Annotated in this window: 21 protein-coding genes; 18 read left to right on the top strand and 3 right to left on the bottom strand. The window is 45.5% G+C overall.

The window, feature by feature from the left end:
- Nucleotides 1–92: 92 nt before the first annotated feature.
- Complete coding sequence (locus IRE19_RS00610) at nt 93–1,739, top strand: SLC13 family permease (protein ID WP_203338944.1); 1,647 nt, start codon at nt 93–95, stop codon at nt 1,737–1,739.
- Nucleotides 1,740–1,772: 33 nt separating this feature from the next.
- Here the strand turns inward: IRE19_RS00610 and IRE19_RS00615 are convergent, their stop codons facing one another.
- Both IRE19_RS00615 and IRE19_RS00620 read right to left on the bottom strand, forming a co-directional pair.
- The gene (locus IRE19_RS00615; RefSeq protein ID WP_203338945.1) at nt 1,773–2,972 is read right to left on the bottom strand and encodes an MFS transporter; all 1,200 of its coding nucleotides are present in this window, start codon (nt 2,970–2,972) and stop codon (nt 1,773–1,775) included.
- A 223-nt stretch (nt 2,973–3,195) separates the two neighbouring features.
- Nucleotides 3,196–3,627, bottom strand: a complete 432-nt coding sequence (locus IRE19_RS00620; RefSeq protein WP_191715016.1) for a hypothetical protein — start codon at nt 3,625–3,627, stop codon at nt 3,196–3,198.
- 318 nt (nt 3,628–3,945) lie between these two features.
- Here IRE19_RS00620 and IRE19_RS00625 point away from each other — a divergent pair, with 318 nt between their 5' ends.
- The 6 genes from IRE19_RS00625 to IRE19_RS00650 all read left to right on the top strand — a co-directional run bounded on the left by IRE19_RS00625 (nt 3,946) and on the right by IRE19_RS00650 (nt 9,056).
- Nucleotides 3,946–4,623, top strand: a complete 678-nt coding sequence (locus tag IRE19_RS00625; protein WP_203339673.1) for an SOS response-associated peptidase family protein — start codon at nt 3,946–3,948, stop codon at nt 4,621–4,623.
- Nucleotides 4,624–4,668: 45 nt separating this feature from the next.
- Nucleotides 4,669–5,517: a patatin-like phospholipase family protein gene (locus IRE19_RS00630; RefSeq protein WP_203338946.1), complete on the top strand. Its 849-nt coding sequence runs from the start codon at nt 4,669–4,671 to the stop codon at nt 5,515–5,517.
- Nucleotides 5,518–5,571: 54 nt separating this feature from the next.
- Complete coding sequence (locus IRE19_RS00635; protein ID WP_203338947.1) at nt 5,572–6,018, top strand: GNAT family N-acetyltransferase; 447 nt, start codon at nt 5,572–5,574, stop codon at nt 6,016–6,018.
- Between the two features lie 312 nt (nt 6,019–6,330).
- Nucleotides 6,331–7,935 carry a gamma-glutamyltransferase family protein gene (locus tag IRE19_RS00640; RefSeq protein ID WP_203338948.1) on the top strand — a complete coding sequence of 535 codons (1,605 nt, stop codon included), beginning with the start codon at nt 6,331–6,333 and terminating at the stop codon, nt 7,933–7,935.
- A gap of 24 nt (nt 7,936–7,959) precedes the next feature.
- The gene (locus IRE19_RS00645; RefSeq protein WP_191715020.1) at nt 7,960–8,526 is read left to right on the top strand and encodes a chromate transporter; all 567 of its coding nucleotides are present in this window, start codon (nt 7,960–7,962) and stop codon (nt 8,524–8,526) included.
- Entirely contained in the window at nt 8,523–9,056 is a 534-nt protein-coding gene (locus IRE19_RS00650; RefSeq protein WP_191715021.1) for a chromate transporter, read from the top strand. The genes IRE19_RS00645 and IRE19_RS00650 overlap by 4 nt, the downstream gene beginning before the upstream one ends.
- Before the next feature lie 37 nt (nt 9,057–9,093).
- Here IRE19_RS00650 and IRE19_RS00655 read toward each other — a convergent pair whose 3' ends face one another.
- The gene (locus IRE19_RS00655) at nt 9,094–9,288 is read right to left on the bottom strand and encodes a hypothetical protein (RefSeq protein WP_191715022.1); all 195 of its coding nucleotides are present in this window, start codon (nt 9,286–9,288) and stop codon (nt 9,094–9,096) included.
- A 214-nt stretch (nt 9,289–9,502) separates the two neighbouring features.
- On the opposite strand from IRE19_RS00655, the gene IRE19_RS00660 reads away from it, so the two are divergent.
- The 11 genes from IRE19_RS00660 (at nt 9,503) to IRE19_RS00710 (ending at nt 20,616) form a co-directional block, all read left to right on the top strand.
- Nucleotides 9,503–9,985, top strand: a complete 483-nt coding sequence (locus IRE19_RS00660) for an RrF2 family transcriptional regulator (RefSeq protein WP_191715023.1) — start codon at nt 9,503–9,505, stop codon at nt 9,983–9,985.
- A 91-nt stretch (nt 9,986–10,076) separates the two neighbouring features.
- Nucleotides 10,077–10,301: a DUF896 domain-containing protein gene (locus IRE19_RS00665; protein ID WP_203338949.1), complete on the top strand. Its 225-nt coding sequence runs from the start codon at nt 10,077–10,079 to the stop codon at nt 10,299–10,301.
- Between the two features lie 28 nt (nt 10,302–10,329).
- A complete protein-coding gene (hslO, locus tag IRE19_RS00670; RefSeq protein ID WP_191715025.1) occupies nt 10,330–11,208 on the top strand; it encodes an Hsp33 family molecular chaperone HslO in 879 nt (292 codons plus the stop codon).
- Nucleotides 11,209–11,436: 228 nt separating this feature from the next.
- A complete protein-coding gene (locus tag IRE19_RS00675; protein ID WP_203338950.1) occupies nt 11,437–12,039 on the top strand; it encodes an alpha/beta hydrolase in 603 nt (200 codons plus the stop codon).
- 174 nt (nt 12,040–12,213) lie between these two features.
- Complete coding sequence (locus IRE19_RS00680) at nt 12,214–13,179, top strand: glutaminase (protein WP_203338951.1); 966 nt, start codon at nt 12,214–12,216, stop codon at nt 13,177–13,179.
- Between the two features lie 124 nt (nt 13,180–13,303).
- A complete protein-coding gene (locus IRE19_RS00685; protein WP_203338952.1) occupies nt 13,304–15,352 on the top strand; it encodes a catalase in 2,049 nt (682 codons plus the stop codon).
- A gap of 122 nt (nt 15,353–15,474) precedes the next feature.
- The gene (locus tag IRE19_RS00690; RefSeq protein WP_203338953.1) at nt 15,475–16,620 is read left to right on the top strand and encodes a DUF2382 domain-containing protein; all 1,146 of its coding nucleotides are present in this window, start codon (nt 15,475–15,477) and stop codon (nt 16,618–16,620) included.
- 186 nt (nt 16,621–16,806) lie between these two features.
- Nucleotides 16,807–17,007: a YwbE family protein gene (locus IRE19_RS00695; RefSeq protein ID WP_191715030.1), complete on the top strand. Its 201-nt coding sequence runs from the start codon at nt 16,807–16,809 to the stop codon at nt 17,005–17,007.
- A gap of 62 nt (nt 17,008–17,069) precedes the next feature.
- Nucleotides 17,070–17,597 (top strand): YflT domain-containing protein, encoded by a 528-nt coding sequence (locus IRE19_RS00700; protein ID WP_203338954.1) that lies wholly within the window; start codon nt 17,070–17,072, stop codon nt 17,595–17,597.
- A gap of 244 nt (nt 17,598–17,841) precedes the next feature.
- Complete coding sequence (locus tag IRE19_RS00705) at nt 17,842–18,009, top strand: hypothetical protein (protein ID WP_203338955.1); 168 nt, start codon at nt 17,842–17,844, stop codon at nt 18,007–18,009.
- A 483-nt stretch (nt 18,010–18,492) separates the two neighbouring features.
- Entirely contained in the window at nt 18,493–20,616 is a 2,124-nt protein-coding gene (locus tag IRE19_RS00710; protein ID WP_203338956.1) for an ATP-dependent helicase, read from the top strand.
- Nucleotides 20,617–20,629 lie beyond the last annotated feature (13 nt).

Consider the following 20,629-nt stretch of genomic DNA (forward strand, 5'->3'; position numbering starts at 1 on the left):
ATTTATCCGCTTGTTTGCGACCATGTAAACCTATACAATTATGACAGTAATTGTTGAATAATTCTTTTTTTTTAAGAAAATGGAGGGATAGTATGATTTCTGCTACATGGAACTGGATGTGGGAAAAACATGACCAGGCAAAAGACACGTTCCGTTTATTTACTAACCCAGGAGCGGGCATACCGGAAGGCCGTGATCGGGCTGAGGATGCCGGATCTTATGACGAACGCAAAAAAAAGCGTAGTTACAACACACCGCAGTTAATTGGCTTATTTTTGGGGCCGCTTCTTTTTGTCTTAACTTTAATCTTTGTTAGTCCCGAAGGCTTACCGCCTGAAGCAAAAGCCATTTTGGCAAGTACAATTTGGATTGCCACTTGGTGGATTACGGAAGCGATTCCGATTCCGGCCACTTCGCTTCTGCCGATTATTCTGTTTCCAATGACCGGTGGTCTGGATGTCAGCTCCACGACATCTGCCTATGGAAATGATACAATCTTCCTCTTTATGGGCGGCTTCATGATTGCCCTGACAATGGAAAAATGGAACTTGCATAAGCGCATTGCCCTTACCATCATTTCAATCATCGGAACCAATACCGAACGAATTGTACTGGGCTTCATGGTGGCTACCGGATTCCTATCCATGTGGATTTCCAATACGGCCACTGCCATGATGATGGTGCCGATTGGTTTGGCCATCATCTATCAAGTATCGGATGCCTTAAAAGACGACCCTTCCATCGATACTTCAAAAGAGAACTTTGGTTTTGGTAAAGCATTGATGCTCGGAATTGCCTACTCTGCCTCACTTGGCGGAATTGCGACATTGATCGGAACACCGCCGAACACGTTATTGGCAGGGGCGGTCAATGAAATTTATGGCATTGAAATTACATTTGCACAATGGATGCTATTTGGTGTTCCGTTAGCATGGATTTTTATTTTGGTTGCTTGGGTATATCTAGTGAAATTTGCATACCCGCAAAAATTAAAGCACCTGCCTGGTGGAAGCGAAGTGATACGCCAGCAGAAAACCGATTTGGGCGCTGCTTCATACGAAGAAAAAGCAGTATTTGCCGTCTTTATAGCGGTAGCACTTGCTTGGATCAGCCGTTCGTTCATCCTTGATGCTTTTGCGCCTGACTTGGAAGTGACGGACGCGATGGTCGGATTGATTGCGGCCATGATCTTGTTCATTGTTCCTTCCAAGAATAGAAAAGGGGATCATTTATTGGATTGGGCAACGGCTGTTAAACTGCCTTGGGGCATTTTGCTGCTGTTCGGTGGAGGGCTGGCCATCGCTGCTGGCTTTACGAACTCGGGTCTGTCTGAATGGATCGGAAGCCAATTGATCGGCTTGCAGGGCGTCAATGTCCTGATCATCGTTCTGGTAGTCGCTGCACTTGTCTTGTTCTTGACTGAAATTACGTCCAATACGGCAACGGCTTCTATGATGTTCCCGATTATGGCGTCACTGGCTGTAGCGCTCAGCATCCATCCTTATGCTTTGATGGTCACTGCAGCTGTTGCTGCGTCCTGTGCATTCATGTTGCCGGTTGCGACACCGCCAAATGCGGTCGTCTTCGGCTCTGGGTATTTGCGGATTGCCGATATGGCAAAAGCAGGATTGGCCTTAAATATATTCGGCATCTTTTTTGTTGGACTTGCGGTGTTCTACTTCCTGCCGCTCGTTTGGGGACTTGATCTGCTATCAATTCCAGCGGAATTCCTTGAGTAAAGAAACATTCCAAAAAGACAGCAAAAAGCAGGCTCACCTCGCGGTGGAGCCTGCTTTTTTTCTGAATAGGGTAATGAACGTTATGTATAGGAGCGGTAAAATTGCAGTGAAGAGAACCAATCCACTCCATCCGGCAGCTGTCCACAACGGGCTCAGCAAGGAGCTTCCGGCTGCCACCCCAATGTAATAAGAAACCAAATACAAACTGGAGGCACTTCCTTTATGGTGGGCAGCCTGCTGGCCGACAGAGGCGGCTGTCAGGGAATGGGAAGTGAAGAATCCCAAGCAGGTTACACAGAGGCCGACAACAATCATCCAGAGATAAGGGCTGAGTGTCATGAAAATGCCGGCGGATAGGATAAAGACCCCAGCCAGCCGGACATTGCGCAGGCCGAATTTCTCGGCAGCCCGGCCGGCTAGCGGAGAGCCAATGACACCAATTCCATAGGCAAAGAATAAATAAGAGATGGCCTGCAGCGACATCGAATAGGGAGGGGCTTCCAGATGGAAAGGAAGATATGTCCAAATGCCCGTAAAGGATACCTGCAATATGGCACCAAGCCCAAAAACGACGAGAAGTGCGGGATTCTTTAAATGGAATAGGAACCCTTCAATATCTTTTGCAAAACTTAAGTGACTGGACTTGAAATTCTGTGATGGCGGCAGCAAGTACACCACTGCTGCAAATAAAAGAAGACCTGTGACAGCAAAGGTGTAGAATGAGAGTTGCCAAGAAAAGTGGTCAGTCAGGTAGCCTGTCAGGACACGGCCGAGCATGCCACCCAGCGCATTGCTGGAAATATACAGAGCGGTTGCATACGCGATATTCTTGCGATCGATTTCCTCACTGATGTAGGCAAGAGCGGCGGCTGGTACACCGGCCAGCGCGAATCCTTGAATAAAGCGAAGAATCAACAGCACCGCAAAGGAATCTGTCAGCGGAATAATGAAAAAAGGGATAGCTGATCCCAATAGAGAATAGATGATGTAAGATTTCCGGCCATTGCGGTCAGAAAAAAATCCGAGAACAATCAATCCCAGGATCAATCCGATGATGGTCAATGATAAAGCTAAACTGGCTGTCGAAACAGACACTTGAAATTCGTCCACAAAAACAGGGAGCAAAGGCTGAACAGCATACATGTTCGCAAAAATAAACAAAGATGCAAACAAAAGGCTGATGATGATTTTCCAAAACTGGCGGTCTTTTACGGTATATCGTTGAGTAGCCATGGGTCACTTCCAATCGATAATCACTTTCCTTGTACAGCAACTGTATTTTAAAAGGTTGCCACCCTAAGAAATTCATAATATTCTTCATATTAACATGTTAAGCAGAAAATCCATACAAAGGATAGAAGAATAAAGAGAAACTTCAACTAGCGGGAGTTCTTTATCATTTACTGACTAAAAGTGGAATAAAAAAACCCGCATGCACTCCGGCAGCGGGAAAAGATTATATTTTCTTGAAGAAAGATGCAATCTGTTTTTTTGTAGGCTCCTGCAAACGGTAACGCAGTTCCTTATTCTGTGTATTGACGATATGGTAAGCTGGATTTTCAGCAACTGTGAACTTCCAATGAGGTTTCGTGTTTTTCTTTTTAATTTGGAGTTCAGGAAGCATCATTTTTTTCGTGAAGCTTTCAAGCTTCGCCATTAAAAAGGTGTCCATGTACCGTACGAGCAAAAAGCCTTGTTGGCGTTCAGGATCGAACTTTGCCAAATTGAATTCACTGACGTCAAAACCTTTTTCATATCGCTGAACAGATGGGGATAATACAAAACAATCTTCATTCATAAAGATAGTTGAGTTTCCTTGTTGTTTCAGCCCTAATTCTTCAACCAGAAAATCCTTGTTGACCAGACTCATTTCGCGTGCAGTAGCCATGTAATTCCTCCTAATATAACTCGTTGTTCTTCTATTATAACACTATTTAGCCATTTAAGGGGCTGTAACGTATTTTCCTTGGATTTTGAGTCTTAATGGATGCAAAGGCTTAGGGCTATCGATTTAAAGGAATAAAGATAACTGAAAAAATCTATCGAAACTGCAAGACCTATGGACAAGAAAATGGACAGTTTCAGGTCTTTTAAAAAGGTTTGATATTATCTGAATACTTCGGGTAAACAAGGCAATTGAAAAGAAGAGAACCACTATTTCTGGTATATTAAAAGTATAAAACATACAGAGAAAGGCGTGATGAATGTGTGTGGAAGGTATTCATTATTCACTGATTATGCGATTTTGATTGACCGTTTTAATGTTGAAAAAATGGCTGTAGATGAAGGTGAATACACGCCAAGCTATAATGTGGCACCTTCCCAGCAAATCATTGCGATTATCAACGATAGCCATAAAAACCGACTGGGTACACTCAGGTGGGGACTGATTCCGCCTTGGGCAAAGGACGAAAAAATCGGCTACAAAATGATCAATGCGCGATCAGAGACAGTGGCGGAAAAGCCAAGTTTCCGTAATGCCTTTAAAAAGAAGCGTTGTCTGGTAGTTGCAGACTCTTTCTACGAATGGCAACGTAAAGGCGGTGAAAAAATCCCGATGCGCATCAAATTGAAAAACGGAGAACCTTTTGCTTTTGCCGCTTTATGGGAATCGTGGAAAGCGCCCGATGGCAAGACGGTCAATACGTGTTCCATTTTGACAACAGAGGCCAATTCATTGATGAAATCGATTCATGACCGCATGCCGGTTATTTTAACGAAAGAAGAAGAGGAAATGTGGCTGGATCCCAATGTGGAGGACGTCGAAAGATTGAAAGGCCTATTGAAGCCCTATAAAGCTGAAGAAATGGAAGCATACCGTGTTTCGGAAGAAGTCAATTCTCCAAAAAACAATAAACCGGAATTGATTGAAAAAGTCGGTTGAGTTGACCGGAGCCTGTGGTTGATTCAACCAGCAGGGGGGAGTTAGATGAAAAGTGGATTGATCCTGGAAGGCGGTGGCATGCGTGGTGTTTATACAGGAGGAGTCCTCGAAAAGTTGTTGGAGGAAGAGATTTTTGTCGATTACGTCATTGGGGTGTCAGCGGGCGCTTGCCATGCTGCATCCTATATTTCCAGGCAAAACGGGCGGAACCGGGAAGTGACCATCGGCTATGTGAACCATCCGGAATATATATCGGTTAAAAATTTATTGGTGAAACGGGAATTGTTCGGGATGGATTTAATCTTTAATGAAATTCCGAACAGCCTCGTGCCTTTTGATTATGAACGCTTTAATAATGCGACAGAAGAATTTGTCGTAGGGGCAACGGATTGCCTGACAGGAGAAGCGGTTTATTTTGAAAAACAAAATCGGCCAGAAGATGTATTGGCGATTGTGAGAGCTTCCAGTTCTTTGCCTTTAATGTCAAAACCGGTGGAGTTCGCGGGGAAATTATTGATGGATGGCAGCATTGCAGATCCGCTTCCCATCCGAAAAGCTTTATCCGATGGTGTCACCAAACCAATCATTGTGTTGACGAGAGAAAAAGGCTACCGCAAAAAGAGGAGCCGATTTGCACGCATCTTGCCTGCTTTTGTCCGCCAATATCCGGCTATCGCAAAGAAAATGGAAAGCCGCCACCTTTATTACAACGAAACAATGGATTTTATTGATCAATTGGAGCAGGAAGGTTTGGCAATGGTGATTCGGCCAATGAATTTGTATAAGATCCGAGGGATTGAACGCGATCAGGAAAAGCTGGAAGTTTTATATCAGCAAGGCTATCGGGATGCTACAGCCCGATTTGATGAATTGATCGATTTTCTTCAAAAATAAAACACACGGGCATAGAAGTTCGCGGCTTGATTAAATCAGCTGGAGGAGAAATACATGATTGGAGAAATCAATCACCGCAATAAGCAGGTGGCCCAGGAGATATTGGAAATCCAACTTCCTGCCTACGGCATAGAAGCTGAGCTTATGGATTTTTACGAAATTCCTCAGCTTCATGAAACGGCTATCGATATTCAAAACAGCGGGGAATTATTTGTCGGTTTCCAGGAGGAAGAACTGATGGGAGTAGTATCGTATAAAATGGTGGACGGACTTGTGGATATTCACCGACTTATCGTAAATCCGGCATATTTCCGCAGAGGCATCGGCAAAAGGCTGTTGGAATATTTACTGAAGCGCTATAAAGGCTATGAGTTCATCGTCAGCACGGGAACTGCCAATAAACCGGCGATTGCCTTATATCAAGCATTCGGTTTTCAGGAACAGCGGAAAGTTGAAGTGGCTCCGGGAATCGAGTGTACAGTGTTCAGTTTAAGAAACTGACTGTTGATAAGATAGAGCCCTGCTGACCGCTAATGCGGTCAGCAGGGTTTTGTTTTGAAAGCAGGAAGTTACTGAGTTTTTTTATGGGAATATTCCGTATTTTTAGTTTATCGAGTGGAAATATACTACTGGATACTTTATACTTGGGGTTATTCTTGCTTTGTTATAGTGAAATAAAGCTTATTCACAGGCAGGCCAAAAAGTGGGCTGTCTGTGGATTTCGATCGAATAGATTTACAGCGAATAGTGGAATAAAAGCTCCGCTTGATGGGCGTTACACAAAAGGGGTATTGGGAGAAAGGGAGGATTAGAATGGACTATTTACATAATCCGTTTGCATCACAAAGACAAACCGTATTTTCAAAAAAAGGAATGGTGGCGACTTCTCAGCCGCTTGCAGCACAGGCCGGTATTGAAATTATGCAAAATGGTGGGAACGCCATTGATGCAGCGATAGCAACCGCTGCCGCTTTGACAGTTGTGGAACCGACTTCGAATGGCATTGGGGGAGATGCTTTCGCATTGGTCTGGGTAAAAGATAAATTACATGGCTTGAACAGCTCGGGGCCTGCACCGAAAAGCATTTCTCCAGAAGCAGTCAAAGCGCTCGGTTTCGAGAAAATGCCGACATTCGGTTTGGTGCCCATAACGGTACCCGGGGTGCCGGCTGCTTGGGCTGAATTATCACGGAAATTCGGTAAATTGTCGTTGGCGGATGCATTAAAGCCTGCAATCCGTTATGCGGAGGAAGGCTATCCATTGACGCCGATTCTCGGGAAGTACTGGAAAGCAGCTTATTCCAAATACAAAAATACATTTACGGACGAAGAATATAAAGGATGGTTCGATACCTTTGCACCGAAAGGCCGTGCACCTGAAATCGGTGAAATATGGTCGTCTCCTGGACATGCGCGTACATTGATTGAAATCGGGCAAACCGATGCACGTTCTTTCTATGAAGGCGCAATCGCTGACAAAATTGATGACTTCATGAAAAAGCATGAAGGATTTTTAGCAAAAGAAGATTTAAAAGCATTCAAGGCGGAGTGGGTGGAGCCGGTTTCAACAAATTATCGAGGCTATGATGTATGGGAGATTCCGCCCAACGGCCAAGGTATGGTCGCTTTGATGGCTTTGAATATCTTTAAAGAATTGGGAGAGCCGAAATGGCAATCTGCTGATACGTATCATGAACAGATTGAGGCCATGAAACTGGCATTTACAGATTTAAAAGCGTTTATAACTGAGCCGGAAAATATGCCGGTCAGTACGGAACACCTTTTGTCGAAAGAGTATGCAGCAGCACGGGCCAAGACGATCGGCGAAAATGCCTGTGATCCCGAACCTTATGAATTGCCGAAAGGCGGAACGGTTTATTTGTCGGCAGCAGACGAAGAAGGCAATATGATCTCCTATATCCAAAGCAATTACATGGGCTTTGGCTCAGGTATCGTCATTCCGGAAACCGGCATCAGCCTGCAGAACCGCGGGGCGGATTTTTCATTGGATCCTGAACACCCGAATGTAATAGCTGGAGGCAAGCGGACCTTCCATACCATCATTCCAGGGTTCCTGACAAAAGAAGGGAAAGCTGTCGGGCCATTTGGTGTAATGGGCGGCTATATGCAGCCACAAGGCCATTTCCAGGTAGTCACCAATACCATCGACTATTTGATGAATCCTCAAGCGGCTCTTGATGCCCCCAGGTGGCAATGGATGGAAGGGAAAATTGTTCTTGTGGAACCGACTTTCCCGAATTACCTGGCACAGGCTCTATCCCGCAAAGGCCATCAAATTCAAGTAGCGACCGATGGCGGCAGTTTCGGAAGAGGACAAATCATTTGGCGCAATCCTGAGACAGGTGTCTTGGCCGGCGGCACCGAATCACGTACGGATGGTGCAGTGGCCGCCTGGTAGGCTTTGAAAAGTGGAGGAAAAGAAATGGGACAATCCAAATTAAAAACAAACAAAGATCTTTTTGCCGCTTTTTTCCGTGTCGGCCTATTGGGTTTCGGCGGTGGACCTGCTGCAATTCCACTTTTTCACCGTGAAGCCGTGGTCAATTATAAATGGATGACAGAAGATGAATTCGGCGATACCTTAGCCTTGGGGAACACCATGCCAGGACCGATTGCCACAAAGATGGCGGGTTATATCGGCTACCGGGTCAACGGAGTGATTGGCTGCCTTATTGCCTTGGCCGCATCCGTTATTCCGACAGTGGTGTTGATGATTCTTCTGTTGGGCATCTTGCAGAAGTATAAAGAGCTGGATTGGGTCAACAGCATGTCCGCCGCTGTCGTACCGGTTGTCGGGGTCATGCTGGCAGTGATGACATGGGATTTCTTTCAGAAATCTGGCCAAGCTTTGGGGATTGGCCGAGCGATTCTGTTTACGGGAATCGCCATCGTTCTATTAGAAGTATTGAATATCCATCCGGCTATCGTGATAATGGGAATTTTGATTCTTTCCTTAACTTCCTTTAAGAAAGGGGAAAGGTCGAAATGATTTACTGGTACATTTTCTTGGCATTTTTTATTCCGGGCATTTTAGGATATGGCGGAGGCCCAGCTTCGATTCCACTGGTGGAAAAAGAAGTGGTGGACCGCTACGGGTGGATGACCACCCAGGAATTCGGTGAAGTCCTGGCTTTGGGCAATGCGTTGCCGGGTCCGATCGCTACGAAAATGGCAGGCTATATCGGCTATATGGAAGGCGGCGTTTTGGGGGCGATCGTTGCTTTATTCGCTTCAGTTGCGCCTTCTCTTATTCTGATGGTGCTGTTGATGGTGACCTTGTTGAAATACAAAGATTCGCCGAAAGTCAAAAATATTACGAGGTTGGTCCGACCGGTCATCGCCGTGCTGCTCGGTGCCATGACATTACAGTTTTTCATGACTTCTGTCGATACTTCAGGCACTGTCCAGACAGTTATCCTGATCATCATCAGCTACTGGCTGTTGGAAATCAGGAAGATCCATCCGGCAATGGTCATTCTACTGGCGCTTGTCTATGGTGCTATATCGGGCATTGTTTAGCTGGTTCTGCAGCTGGCTAATTTTTATCCATTCCATATCAAAGGGGGCTGTCCCAAAAGGTCATGAAAATGACTTTTGGTGGCAGCCCTTTTGTCGTTCCCGAAAGACCCGGCAGATGTCCATTGCGGCGGACGCGTTCCGCGGGCACGGCTTCTGCCGCTTCCCTCGCTGCGCTCAGTCCAGTGGCTCCAGCCCGCGCTGTTCCCGCTGGAGTCGCCGCCTCCATTCCCATCAGCCGGCTACTCCCAGAAAACGTATTCCCCATCCAAAAACAGCCGGAGAGAAAGGCTTTCTTTCTCTCCGGCTGTTTTATTTTAGAGACTTATAGGACAGCCCCTTTTTCTATGTCCGGAATAAGCAGGCATATTTATTTACTTTTAATTCGAGATAGTTTATTGTGGATAACGAGGATAAATTTTATCCTTAATTGAAAGAGGGTGATTTGGGTGCACATGAAACCAGGTGTAGAACAATCGGTATATGCGATTTTATTATTGAATATGCTTCCTGATAAAGCGGTGCTTCCGGGTGAAGCCATCAGCCAACAGCTCGGCACTTCTCCGACCTATTTTCAGAAGCTGTTGAGAAAACTGGTCAGTGCAGGCTTGATCACTTCTGTGCCAGGAGTTAAAGGCGGGTTTAAACTTAATAAAAAACCGGAAAACATCAGTGTTTTTGATATATATGAAGCGATTGAGGGACAGCAGGCACTGTATTCTCCAAGTGGCGTGCTCGGTGATTTGCTTGAACTGGAGGAACCGGAGCGTTGCTGTCTGTTGACGGATTTGATGCTTGACGCAGAAAATGCCTGGCGCCTCCGGATGGAACAGGAAACCATTGCTTTGCTTTCTGAGAAAATGAATGAACAGCGTTTTCAGGAAAAAACGAGAAAATTAAACGAATGGCTGGCACAAAAGCTGGTCGGATAGAGAAACTTCAGACAGGTTCTTTAACCCCTGCTGATTGTTGGTTGATCCATTGCCCGTTAAAGCGGAACAAAAAGGGAAAGAGGAGAAGAAAATGATTGCCATCTTGCCGCGCATTAATCAATTAGCGAAAAAAGCACGTGAAGAAGGATTGACCAATGCAGAAAAAGTCGAGCGCCAAGTATTGCGTGAAGACTATTTGCGGTCCATTCGCGGACAGATTGAATCCACCGTCACCAATATGACGGTCATTGACCCGTTAGGCGATGACATCACTCCGGACAAAGTCCGTGCAAAAAAACAAGCCATCCAAGAGTAGAAAGCTTGATAGAGAAAGGGAGAACAAAATGAACGATTACTTAGTGAAAGCCTTAGCCTTTGATGGGCAAGTGCGCGCCTATGCGGCACGCACAACTGAAACTGTTGGAGAAGCGCAGCGCCGCCATTATACATGGCCGACTGCCTCTGCTGCACTTGGCCGTTCCATGACAGCGAGTGTCATGCTGGGTGCCATGATGAAAGGCGAAGAAAAATTGACGATCCGAATAAATGGAGGAGGTCCAATCGGAACAATTCTGGTGGATGCAAACGCCAAAGGGGAAGTCCGTGGATACGTATCCAATCCTTTGACCCATTTTGATTTGAACGAGCAAGGCAAACTGGATGTCAGAAGAGCGGTCGGTACGGAAGGCACGTTGGCAGTTTCCAAAGATATTGGCTTGCTTCAGCCATTTGTAGGGCAAGTTCCTTTGGTGTCCGGTGAACTCGGCGAGGATTTTACCCATTATATCGTTACTTCTGAGCAGATACCTTCTTCTGTCGGTGTTGGCGTTATCGTCAATCCTGACAACACCATCCAAGCTTCTGGCGGATTCATCATCCAATTGCTTCCCGGGACAGAAGAAAAAGTCATCACGGATATCGAAGAGCGTCTGAAAACCATTCCGACCATTTCCAATATGGTGCGGCAGGGAATGACGCCGGAAGATATCTTAAATGAAGTATTGGGTGCAGGCAATGTTAAAGTGCTCGAAGAAATGCCTGTCCAATTTCAGTGCCAATGCTCAAGAGACCGGATTTCCAGAGCGATTCAAGGCTTGGGCGCTGCAGAAATCGAAGATATGATCGTGACTGACGGCCAAGCGGAAGCACAATGCCATTTCTGCAATGAAAACTATTTATTCTCTAAAGAAAATTTAGAGGACATGTTGCAGTCTGAAGCCTGATAACAGCAAGAGGCCCATGCACATTCGTGCTATGGGCCCTTTCTTTTGAAGGAAGAAAAGATCTATGGTATTATTATCTTGAATTCGAGATAAGTTTCCGGTTAAATTAATTGGGGAATAGAAAAGGTATAGAACTATTAAGTAAACTAAATGCTAATACGTTTCAAGCTACAGAAATCTGCTTCTTCATTTCAACTTATCGACATTATAATTGGAGGTTCTCAACTAATGAAACATATTTTTCAACAAGGCAGCAATCCTGCAAAACCGACTTTTCTTATGCTTCACGGAACAGGTGGAAACGAAAACGACTTATTGGCCATTGCCGCTCATATTGATCCGGAAGCGGCTGTATTGAGTGTTCGTGGAAATGTGTCGGAAAACGGCATGCCGCGCTTTTTCAAACGCTTGTCAGAGGGTGTCTTCGATATGGAGGATTTAAAAATCCGTACAGAAGAACTGCATGAATTTATCGGTCAAGCGTCTGAAGAACATGGTTTTGATCGCCGCAACGTTATTGCAATCGGCTATTCAAATGGTGCCAATATTGCAGCAAACTTGCTGTTTACGTATGCGGATTCGCTGAAAGGGGCTATTTTGCATCACCCGATGGTGCCGAATCGTGATGCCGAATTGCCGAATTTAACGGGTGTACCGGTGTTTATTGCAGCGGGCACCAACGACCCGATCTGTCCTGCAGAAGAGTCAACAGACTTGGAAAAATTATTGGCTGGTGCCGGGGCGGACGTCCAATTGCATTGGGAAGACTTTGGCCATCAACTGACGATGCCTGAAGTGGAGGCCGCTAAACATTGGTACGATAAGCGTTAATAAAATCTTTTATGACACACTGCACCTAGAGTGAACCATCACTTGAGGTGCAGTTTGTCTTTGGTAAAGAACACATCTATTGGTTGATGTGTTCTTTACGCAGGCCAGTGGCTTTTGACAAAGGCTGTTGCTTTCATTCATGATAGGAAGAAAGTAACTTAAGGAGGGATGGCAATGCAAACCAATCCGCATATTCAAGAACAATTAGAAGCTTGGGTCCAAGAAAACAAAGGCCATGCTGTATTGGGGACGACTGCCCAATACATACCGGCACTAGGGAAAGAAGATCCGAGCCAACTGGGGATCTGCATGGTTGATGATGAAGGAAACTATTATTGCGCGGGGGATACGGATAAAGAATTTACCCTCCAGAGCATTTCAAAAGCATTGACATTCATCGCATTGAGCTGCCATTACGGTTTGGAATTTGTACTGGAACGGGTGGATGTCGAACCGACCGGAGAAGCGTTCAACTCGATTATCCCTTTTGAAATCCATCGGCCGAACAAGCCCTTCAATCCGTTTATCAATGCAGGAGCAATCACGATTTCAGCATTGCTTCCCGGACAAACGAGCCAGAAAAAATACGAGTACCTCTTGCACTTCCTGGAAAAACTGGTCGGCCATCCGTTGGAACTGGATAAGGAAGTGTATGACTCGGAATGGCAATCATCCCACCGCAACCGGGCACTCGCTTATTATTTGAAGGAAGCTAAATTTCTGGAGCTTGAAGTGGAAGAAGCGCTGGATATTTATATTCGCCAATGCGCCATCAAAGTGAGCACAAAGGATTTGGCGCTGATCGGTTTGATCATCGCTTATGACGGTTACAACCCGATCACAAAAGTAAAACATTTCTCGGAAGAAATTGCACAAGTGGCGAAGGTGCTAATGGTGACATGCGGCATGTATAACTCTTCTGGGAATTTTGCAGCGCATGTCGGGATTCCGGCAAAAAGTGGGGTATCAGGAGGCATTATGGCTGCCGTTCCTCCAAAACTTCATTCACAGACTTATGAATTCCGTGCAGGAGCGGGAATTGGTGTCTATGGCCCCGCGATTGATGTGCAGGGAAACAGTGCAGCAGGAACGATGATGCTGCGGCAAATATCAAAAGAATGGGATTTAAGCATTTTTTAATAAGGAACTCCGCAGGCTCTCGAAGCTTGTGGAGTTTTTTATTGGAGAAAATCTAAATTGAGGTGTGCTGTGAAAGAAGACAGGGTAGTAAAAGAAAGAATATAAAAACAAAAGGAGTGGCAAAATGGCGAAAAGTCCTGAAGTAAATGAAAACAGCAAAGATGAACAATTGGAGCAATACCGGACAGATGATTCCGGGAAAAGCCTGACGACCAATCAGGGGTTGAAAATGGCCGAAGACGAATTTTCATTGAAGGCTGGAGAACGGGGCCCCACTTTGATGGAGGATTTCCATTTCCGGGAAAAAATGACGCATTTTGACCATGAACGCATACCTGAGCGCGTAGTTCATGCGAGAGGCTATGCAGCCCATGGTGTCTTTGAAGCATATGATTCCTTAGAGCATTTGACGAAAGCCAAGTTCCTTTCTGAAAAAGGCAAGAAAACACCTGTTTTTGTACGGTTTTCCACTGTTGCCGGGTCAAAGGGCTCTGCAGAAACCGTCAGGGACGTAAGAGGGTTTGCGACGAAGTTTTACACAGAAGAAGGAAATTATGATTTGGTCGGCAATAACATGCCGGTGTTTTTTATCCAGGATGCCATCAAGTTTCCAGACTTTGTCCACGCTGTGAAACCGGAGCCGCATAACGAAATGCCACAGGCAGCCAGTGCACATGATACCTTATGGGATTTTGTCATCAATAATCAGGAAACGGCTCATATGATGATGTGGCTGATGTCTGATCGCGCGATTCCGCGCAGTTTCCGTATGATGGACGGCTTTGGTGTACATGCTTTCCGTTTCGTCAATGCAGAAGGCAAGTCGCATTTTGTCAAATTCAATTGGAAATCAACACTGGGCACTCATTCGCTCGTATGGGACGAAGCACAGAAAATCGCCGGAAAAGATCCGGATTTCAATCGCCGGGACTTATACGATTCCATTGAGCAAGGGGATTTCCCTGAATGGGAGTTGGGCGTTCAGATTGTAGCTGAGGAAGATGAATACAAGTTTGATTTTGATTTGCTGGATGCTACGAAATTGTGGCCACAGGAAGAAATTCCAATCCAATTAATCGGTAAAATGACGCTGAACCGCAACGTGGATAATGTCTTTGCGGAAACTGAACAAGTGGCATTCCATCCTGGACATGTAGTGCCGGGAATTGATTTTTCAAACGATCCGTTGCTTCAAGGACGTCTGTTCTCCTATACGGACACCCAACTCCTTCGGTTGAACGGTCCGAATTTCCATGAACTTCCGATCAATCGGCCGGTTTGCCCTTTCCATAATAACCAACGGGATGGTGTCGGACGCCAAACGATCAATAAGGGGCGGGTTTCTTATCAGAAAAGTTCATTCACCAACAGTACACCTGCTCCAGTAAGCGAAGCGGAAGGCGGCTATTCTCATTATCAGGAGAAAGTGGATGGACGCAAAGTACGTGCGCGCAGTGAAAGTTTTAACGATCATTTTTCTCAAGCCACGATGTTCTGGAACAGCATGACTGCCCCAGAGAAAGAGCATATTATTGAGGCGTTCAGTTTTGAACTTGGCAAATGCCAGGAATCTTGGATTCGTGAAGGTGCTGTTGAGATGTTCACTAACGTCAACTTGGAAATGGCACAGGCCGTGGCTAAAAACATTGGAGTTGCACCTCCGGCAAGCGGTGGCTCGAATGTCACAAAGGCGTCGCCGGCACTTAGTCTGGAAAATACAGTGAAATCTCCAGCGACCCGTAAAGTGGGTGTGCTGATTGACAATGGCTTTAACGAAGAAGAAGTGTTGAATGTCCTTAAAGAGCTGCAGGCGAAAGGTGTGCAATACGAAGTGGTCAGTGAAATGCAAGGCGAACTGAAAGGTACAGGCGGCAAGGGAATCACCGCCGACCATACTTTCAATACCACAGATCCGGTGCTTTATGATGCCATTTATGCAGTGGGCGGTCCGGATGTCAGCAGAAAATTCGCCAAGGAAGCAGCACGCTATATCGGTGAAGCATTTGACCATTACAAACCGATTGGTGCTACACACGATGGCCAGCAATGGCTGGAAGCAGCACATATTGAAAACCAGCCGGGGGTAGTCGCAGCAACTGCTGGTTCCGAATTTGCTTCGTCTTTCCTTGAAGCGATTACCGCCCATCGCCACTGGGACAGACAAAACGACTAAGAGAAAAAGTTTACGGAAATTAAATTCTTAAATATCAACATGTTTAAGAAAAGTCCTGTCGGGTATTTTCTAAACTAAGCAAGCATTTTCAAAATACGCATAAAAAATTGGAGGAATAGAAAATGGCCAACAATAAATTTATGGGAACGTTCGACAGCGAAACGGAAGTATTAAGAAAAATCGAGGAACTGAAAGCACAAGGTTCCCGCGAAGAAGATATGTACGTAATGGCACGGGACAAAGATCAGATTTCAATGGTCCGGGGACGCACAGATGTAGATTATAAATCATCTGAAGGAAACTGGATGGATAAGTTCATGGGCTTCTTGTCAGGTGATGAACCTACACGCCAGGCATTCTCAGGAATGGGTGTAGATGAAGCAGAAGCTGACCGTTATTACAAAGAAGTACAGAACGGCAAAATCTTATTGTTTGTAGACCGTGAATACGGCGCGAACTATGAAGGCAAAGCACCATACGATAATACGTCTACAAGCGGTGCAGCTGGCACAATGGGTGCAGCTGGAGCTGCCGGAGCTTCTGGATTAGGATCAGCCAGAACTCATAAAGACGATGAGGCAGTGGGAAGAGACGGCTTAACAGTCGACACAAATGAAGAAAATGATGTTTACTACAATAAAAAAGACGATAAATTCAGCAGTGGCACATCAGAAACTGCAGGTGTCGGAAGAGATTCAGGCACAGGCTTCGGATTAGGATCAGATCGTACGGTGGACGACGTCAACCGCACAGACCGATTTGATGACACAAATCGTGATTTGAACCGTACAGATACAGACCTTAACCGCACAGGCACGGAAGAAGAAAAACTTCGCTTGCATGAAGAGCGTTTGAATGTTGACAAAGAACGTGTACAAACCGGTGAAGTAAATGTCGGCAAACACGTTGTTGAAGAAAACCAAACAATCGAAGTGCCTGTAGAACGCGAAGAAGTCTATGTAGAACGCCGGCCTGTAAATGAAGAAACCACAGGGAATTCGTTTGACAAAGATTCCGGTTTAACTGGAGATGCTTATCAAGAAGGCGAAAACATCCACATTCCAGTAACAGAAGAACGCGTCGAAGTAACGAAAAAAGACGTAGTTGCTGAAGAGATTGTGGTAGGCAAACGCAAAGTCCAGGACACGGAAACTGTCAATGAAACTGTACGCCGTGAAGAAGCGGATATCGATGAAGATACCAATTTGACGGATGATGAGTTAACGCGCAAAAACCGTACAGACCGTACAGACCGCGATCGTTTATAATCGCTGGAATGCTTGAAGGCGGGGGATATTCCCCGCCTTTTTATTATGGATTTTTGGAAGTTTGAGGGCCCAAAGAGCGGGTGACGGCAGAGCAAAAGATTGATGGCCATTATTGGTTTTGATTTGAAGAATTTTGTTCAGCTGTTAGGAATAGCGTATGATAGAAGAAAGCAAGGAGGGATAGATATGGACGGTAAAAAAAGAAGTGATGTAAAACCAGGGATTGAAGTGAATGTGATTTTAAAGCAGGATCAGCGTTCTGGTAAAAAAACACGTGGTGTGGTCAAAGATTTATTGACCAACTCGGCAACTCATCCGCATGGCATCAAAGTGCGTCTGGAAGACGGACAAGTCGGACGGGTTTGTGAGATTCTTTCCGGAAAGTAGGCATTGTTTCGCACTCCTTGAGTGAGGGTAAAATACAGTAACCCCTTAAAGGAGCGATGATGATGCCAAATCGAATTATCGAAACGTATGATACGGAAGAAAATGTTCTCCAGAAAATCGAGGAACTGAAAAAAGACGGTTATCTGGAAAAAGATATGTATATTATGGCTAAATCCGACAATCAATTGTCGCTGGTCAGAGGAAAGTCAGATGTAGAGGCCCACGCCTCTGAAGGTGGATGGGCAGACCGATTTGCGACATTCTTAACTGGTGATCAAAAAGTCCATCAAGCATTTTTAGATATGGGCATTGATGAAAATGAATCCGAACATTATTATCGCGACGTGCAGAATGGCAAATTACTGCTTTACGTCGATACAGATGCACAGGATGCATTTGAACTGCCCGAAAATGAGAAAACCGCAATTCAAAAAGACAAGCTCGAATCAGAAGGGCCCCGTATCATAGAAGAAGAGCGGGAAGAAAAGGCTGTTGAGCTGGATGACCGTCATTACGAAGACCCGGCATCCAGAAAAGACAAACGAAACGCAGATCCCATCAGCAAACCAGACGAAAAAAACTTTATTTAATAGAAAAGCGAAAGTGCCTGTCCAGCTCTGCCGGGCATAAGGCAGACCAGCGAAGTGGCGCTCTTTGCCACACAGCTGGGTTGACTTATGACCCAAAGAGCTAGGCACTGGAGTCTGGACAAAGAAGAAAAGCGAAAGTGCCTGTCAGCTCTGCCGGGCATAAGGCAGACCAGCGAAGTGGCGCTCTTTGCCACACAGCTGGGTTGACTTATGACCCAAAGAGCCAGGCACTGGAGTCTGGACAATGAAGAAAAACGCAGGCAGCCGTGTAGTCCCGACAAGCGCTGGAAGCCTTGCCGGTAATGGCGTTTCTGTGCCATTGCTGGAAAGGCTGAAGCGACTCGAGGGACTGGCTGCTGGAGTCTGGACAATAAGAAAAGCGAAAGTGCCTGTCCAGCTCTGCTGGGCATAAGGCAGACCAGCGAAGTGGCGCATTTTGCCACACAGCTGGGTTGACTTATGACCCAAAGAGCTAGGCACTGGAGTCTGGACAATGAAAGAAACGCGAAAGTGCCTGTCAGCTCTGCCGGGCATAAGGCAGACCAGCGAAGTGGCGCATTTTGCCACACAGCTGGGTTGACTTATGACCCAAAGAGCTAGGCACTGGAGTCTGGACAATGAAGAAAAGCGCAGGCAGCCGTGTAGATTCGACGGGCATAAGACGCGCTGGCGAAGCGGCATATTTTCAGCCGCACAGCCAGAGTGGCTTATGACCCTAGAATCTGGCTGCCGGAGTCTGGACAATGAAGAAAAGCGAAAGTGCCTGTCCAGCTCTGCTAGGCATTAAAACTAAAAAAACATTGTATTTCATCTGCTTGAAGAGAAACGGACCCGTTAATTGGGGTCCGTTTTTGTGTTAATATAAGGGTATTGAAAAATGAAGGAGTCTCTTACAATGAGCCAATTCTTTGAACGCAAAAAACAGGAACTTGGAGTCCAATTAAATAAGATACAACGAAAAGCGGTAGAGCGAACAGAAGGGCCGTTGCTATTGCTCGCTTGCCCGGGATCTGGCAAGACAACGACAATGATTATGCGTATCGGTTACCTCATCGAAGAAAAACGGGTATCGCCGCACCGGATCAAAGCCATTACTTTCAGTAAAGCCTCAGCAAATGACATGCTCGAGCGGTATAAACGGTTTTTCCCTACTTTGCAGCCGATTGATTTTTCGACGATCCATAGCTTAGCGTTTCAGATTACCCGTGATTATTTTTCAGGGTCACGGTACGTCATGATAGAAGGCAGTGAAACGAATGGCCTTCATAAGAAAAAGTTGCTTCGTGAAATGTACCAAACTGAAAATGACGAGCCGATCACTGATGATCAATTGGAGGAATTGATTTCCTTTATCAGTTTTGTCAAAAACAAAATGCTTCCCAGGAAACAGTGGGCCAAACTGAAGGAACCTTTTCCAGGAGCCATCGAAATTCTAAAAACATATGAAGCCTTTAAAGAAAACTATGACGTAAGGTTAGTTGATTTTGACGATATGTTATCGCTGGCTTTTGAGGGACTTGATAAGGATAAAACCTTACTTGCAAAATACCAGAATCGCTGGGATTACGTCATGACGGATGAAAGCCAAGATACTTCGTTAATCCAGCATGCCATCGTGGAAAAACTGGTGGCCCGCCATAAAAACCTTTGTGTCGTCGCCGATGATGACCAGTCCATTTATACATGGAGAGCTGCCGAACCGACATATCTGTTGAAGTTCCGAACAGTTTATCCCGATGCTTATATTATGAAAATGGAGCGCAATTACCGGTCTTCACAGAACATTGTCCACACCGCCAACCAATTTATCAAAACCAATAAAAAACGCCATGACAAAAATATGTTCACTAAGCAACCCGAAGGCGATCCCATTGTGTTAAAGCGGTTGAGTTCTGAAGAGGCCCAGTTCAAATACCTGATGAAAGAGCTCAAGGAATTAAGTGATTACGGAGATGTAGCCATTCTTTACCGCAACAACTCATCTTCTACGCTGCTGATGAGCGAGCTTGAACGCTTAGGTATCCCTTTTTACATGAAAGATGCCGATAACCGCTTTTTCTCTCATTGGATTGTGGAAGACATGCTGAATTTTATGCGCTTCAGCTTAAAGCCCGAACGCATTGACATCTATTCTAAAGTCGCTTCGAAAACCAATGCCTACTGGTCAGGCAGCCAGCTGAAGATGCTTAGCCGCATGAAACCGACAGGCAAGAATGCTTTTGATGAAATCAATTTGACCATTACTTTGAAAGATTACCAGTTACGCATTTTGGCTGAGCAGAAAAAATGGTTCGCTGCGCTGAATGGCATGAAGCCATTGAAAGTTATCCGAACGATTCGAAGCGAAATGGGCTATGACCAGATGCTGGCAAGCCGAGCCGAAAAATTCGGTATGAAAATGACATACTTGGCACAGATTTTAACGACATTGGAACAAATTGCAGAACCACTTGAATCCATGACAGCTTTTGCGAAACGTTTGAAACAATTGGAGCAGGTGACGCAGCAGGCTAAGGTTGAAAAAACCGACGATATGCTGACCTTGTCGACTTTCCATAGCTCTAAAGGTTTGGAGTTTGAACGGGTATACATGATTGATTTAGTGGAAGGCGTCATTCCGACAGAAGAAGATGCGGAAACACCTGATACGCTGGAAGAAGCGCGCCGTCTGTTTTACGTGGGAATGACGAGGGCCAAAAATCATTTGGAACTGATCAGCTACGACAGCGAATCTCGGTTTGTGGGGGAAGTGCGTGACTTGATCATCCCTGAAAAACGGCAAGTGAGCCCACAGCGCACAGCTGTAAAAACGCCGATTAAAGTAAAAGTACCGGATAATCCGAATGCCATCGATTCAGAAGATGACTTGCGTGAAGGAGTCCAAGTCCGGCATCGTGTTTTCGGTGCGGGAAAAATTATTGAGCGCGACAAAGAACGGATCTCCATTCAATTCGCCAAAGAGCGAAAAGACTTGATGATCGATATTTGCTTGAGCTACCGATTATTGGAGCTGATGTAACAGCACCTCTGTC

The sequence above is a fragment of the Planococcus beijingensis genome (assembly GCF_016820615.1).
GTDB classification, from domain to species: Bacteria; Bacillota; Bacilli; order Bacillales_A; family Planococcaceae; genus Planococcus; species Planococcus notacanthi.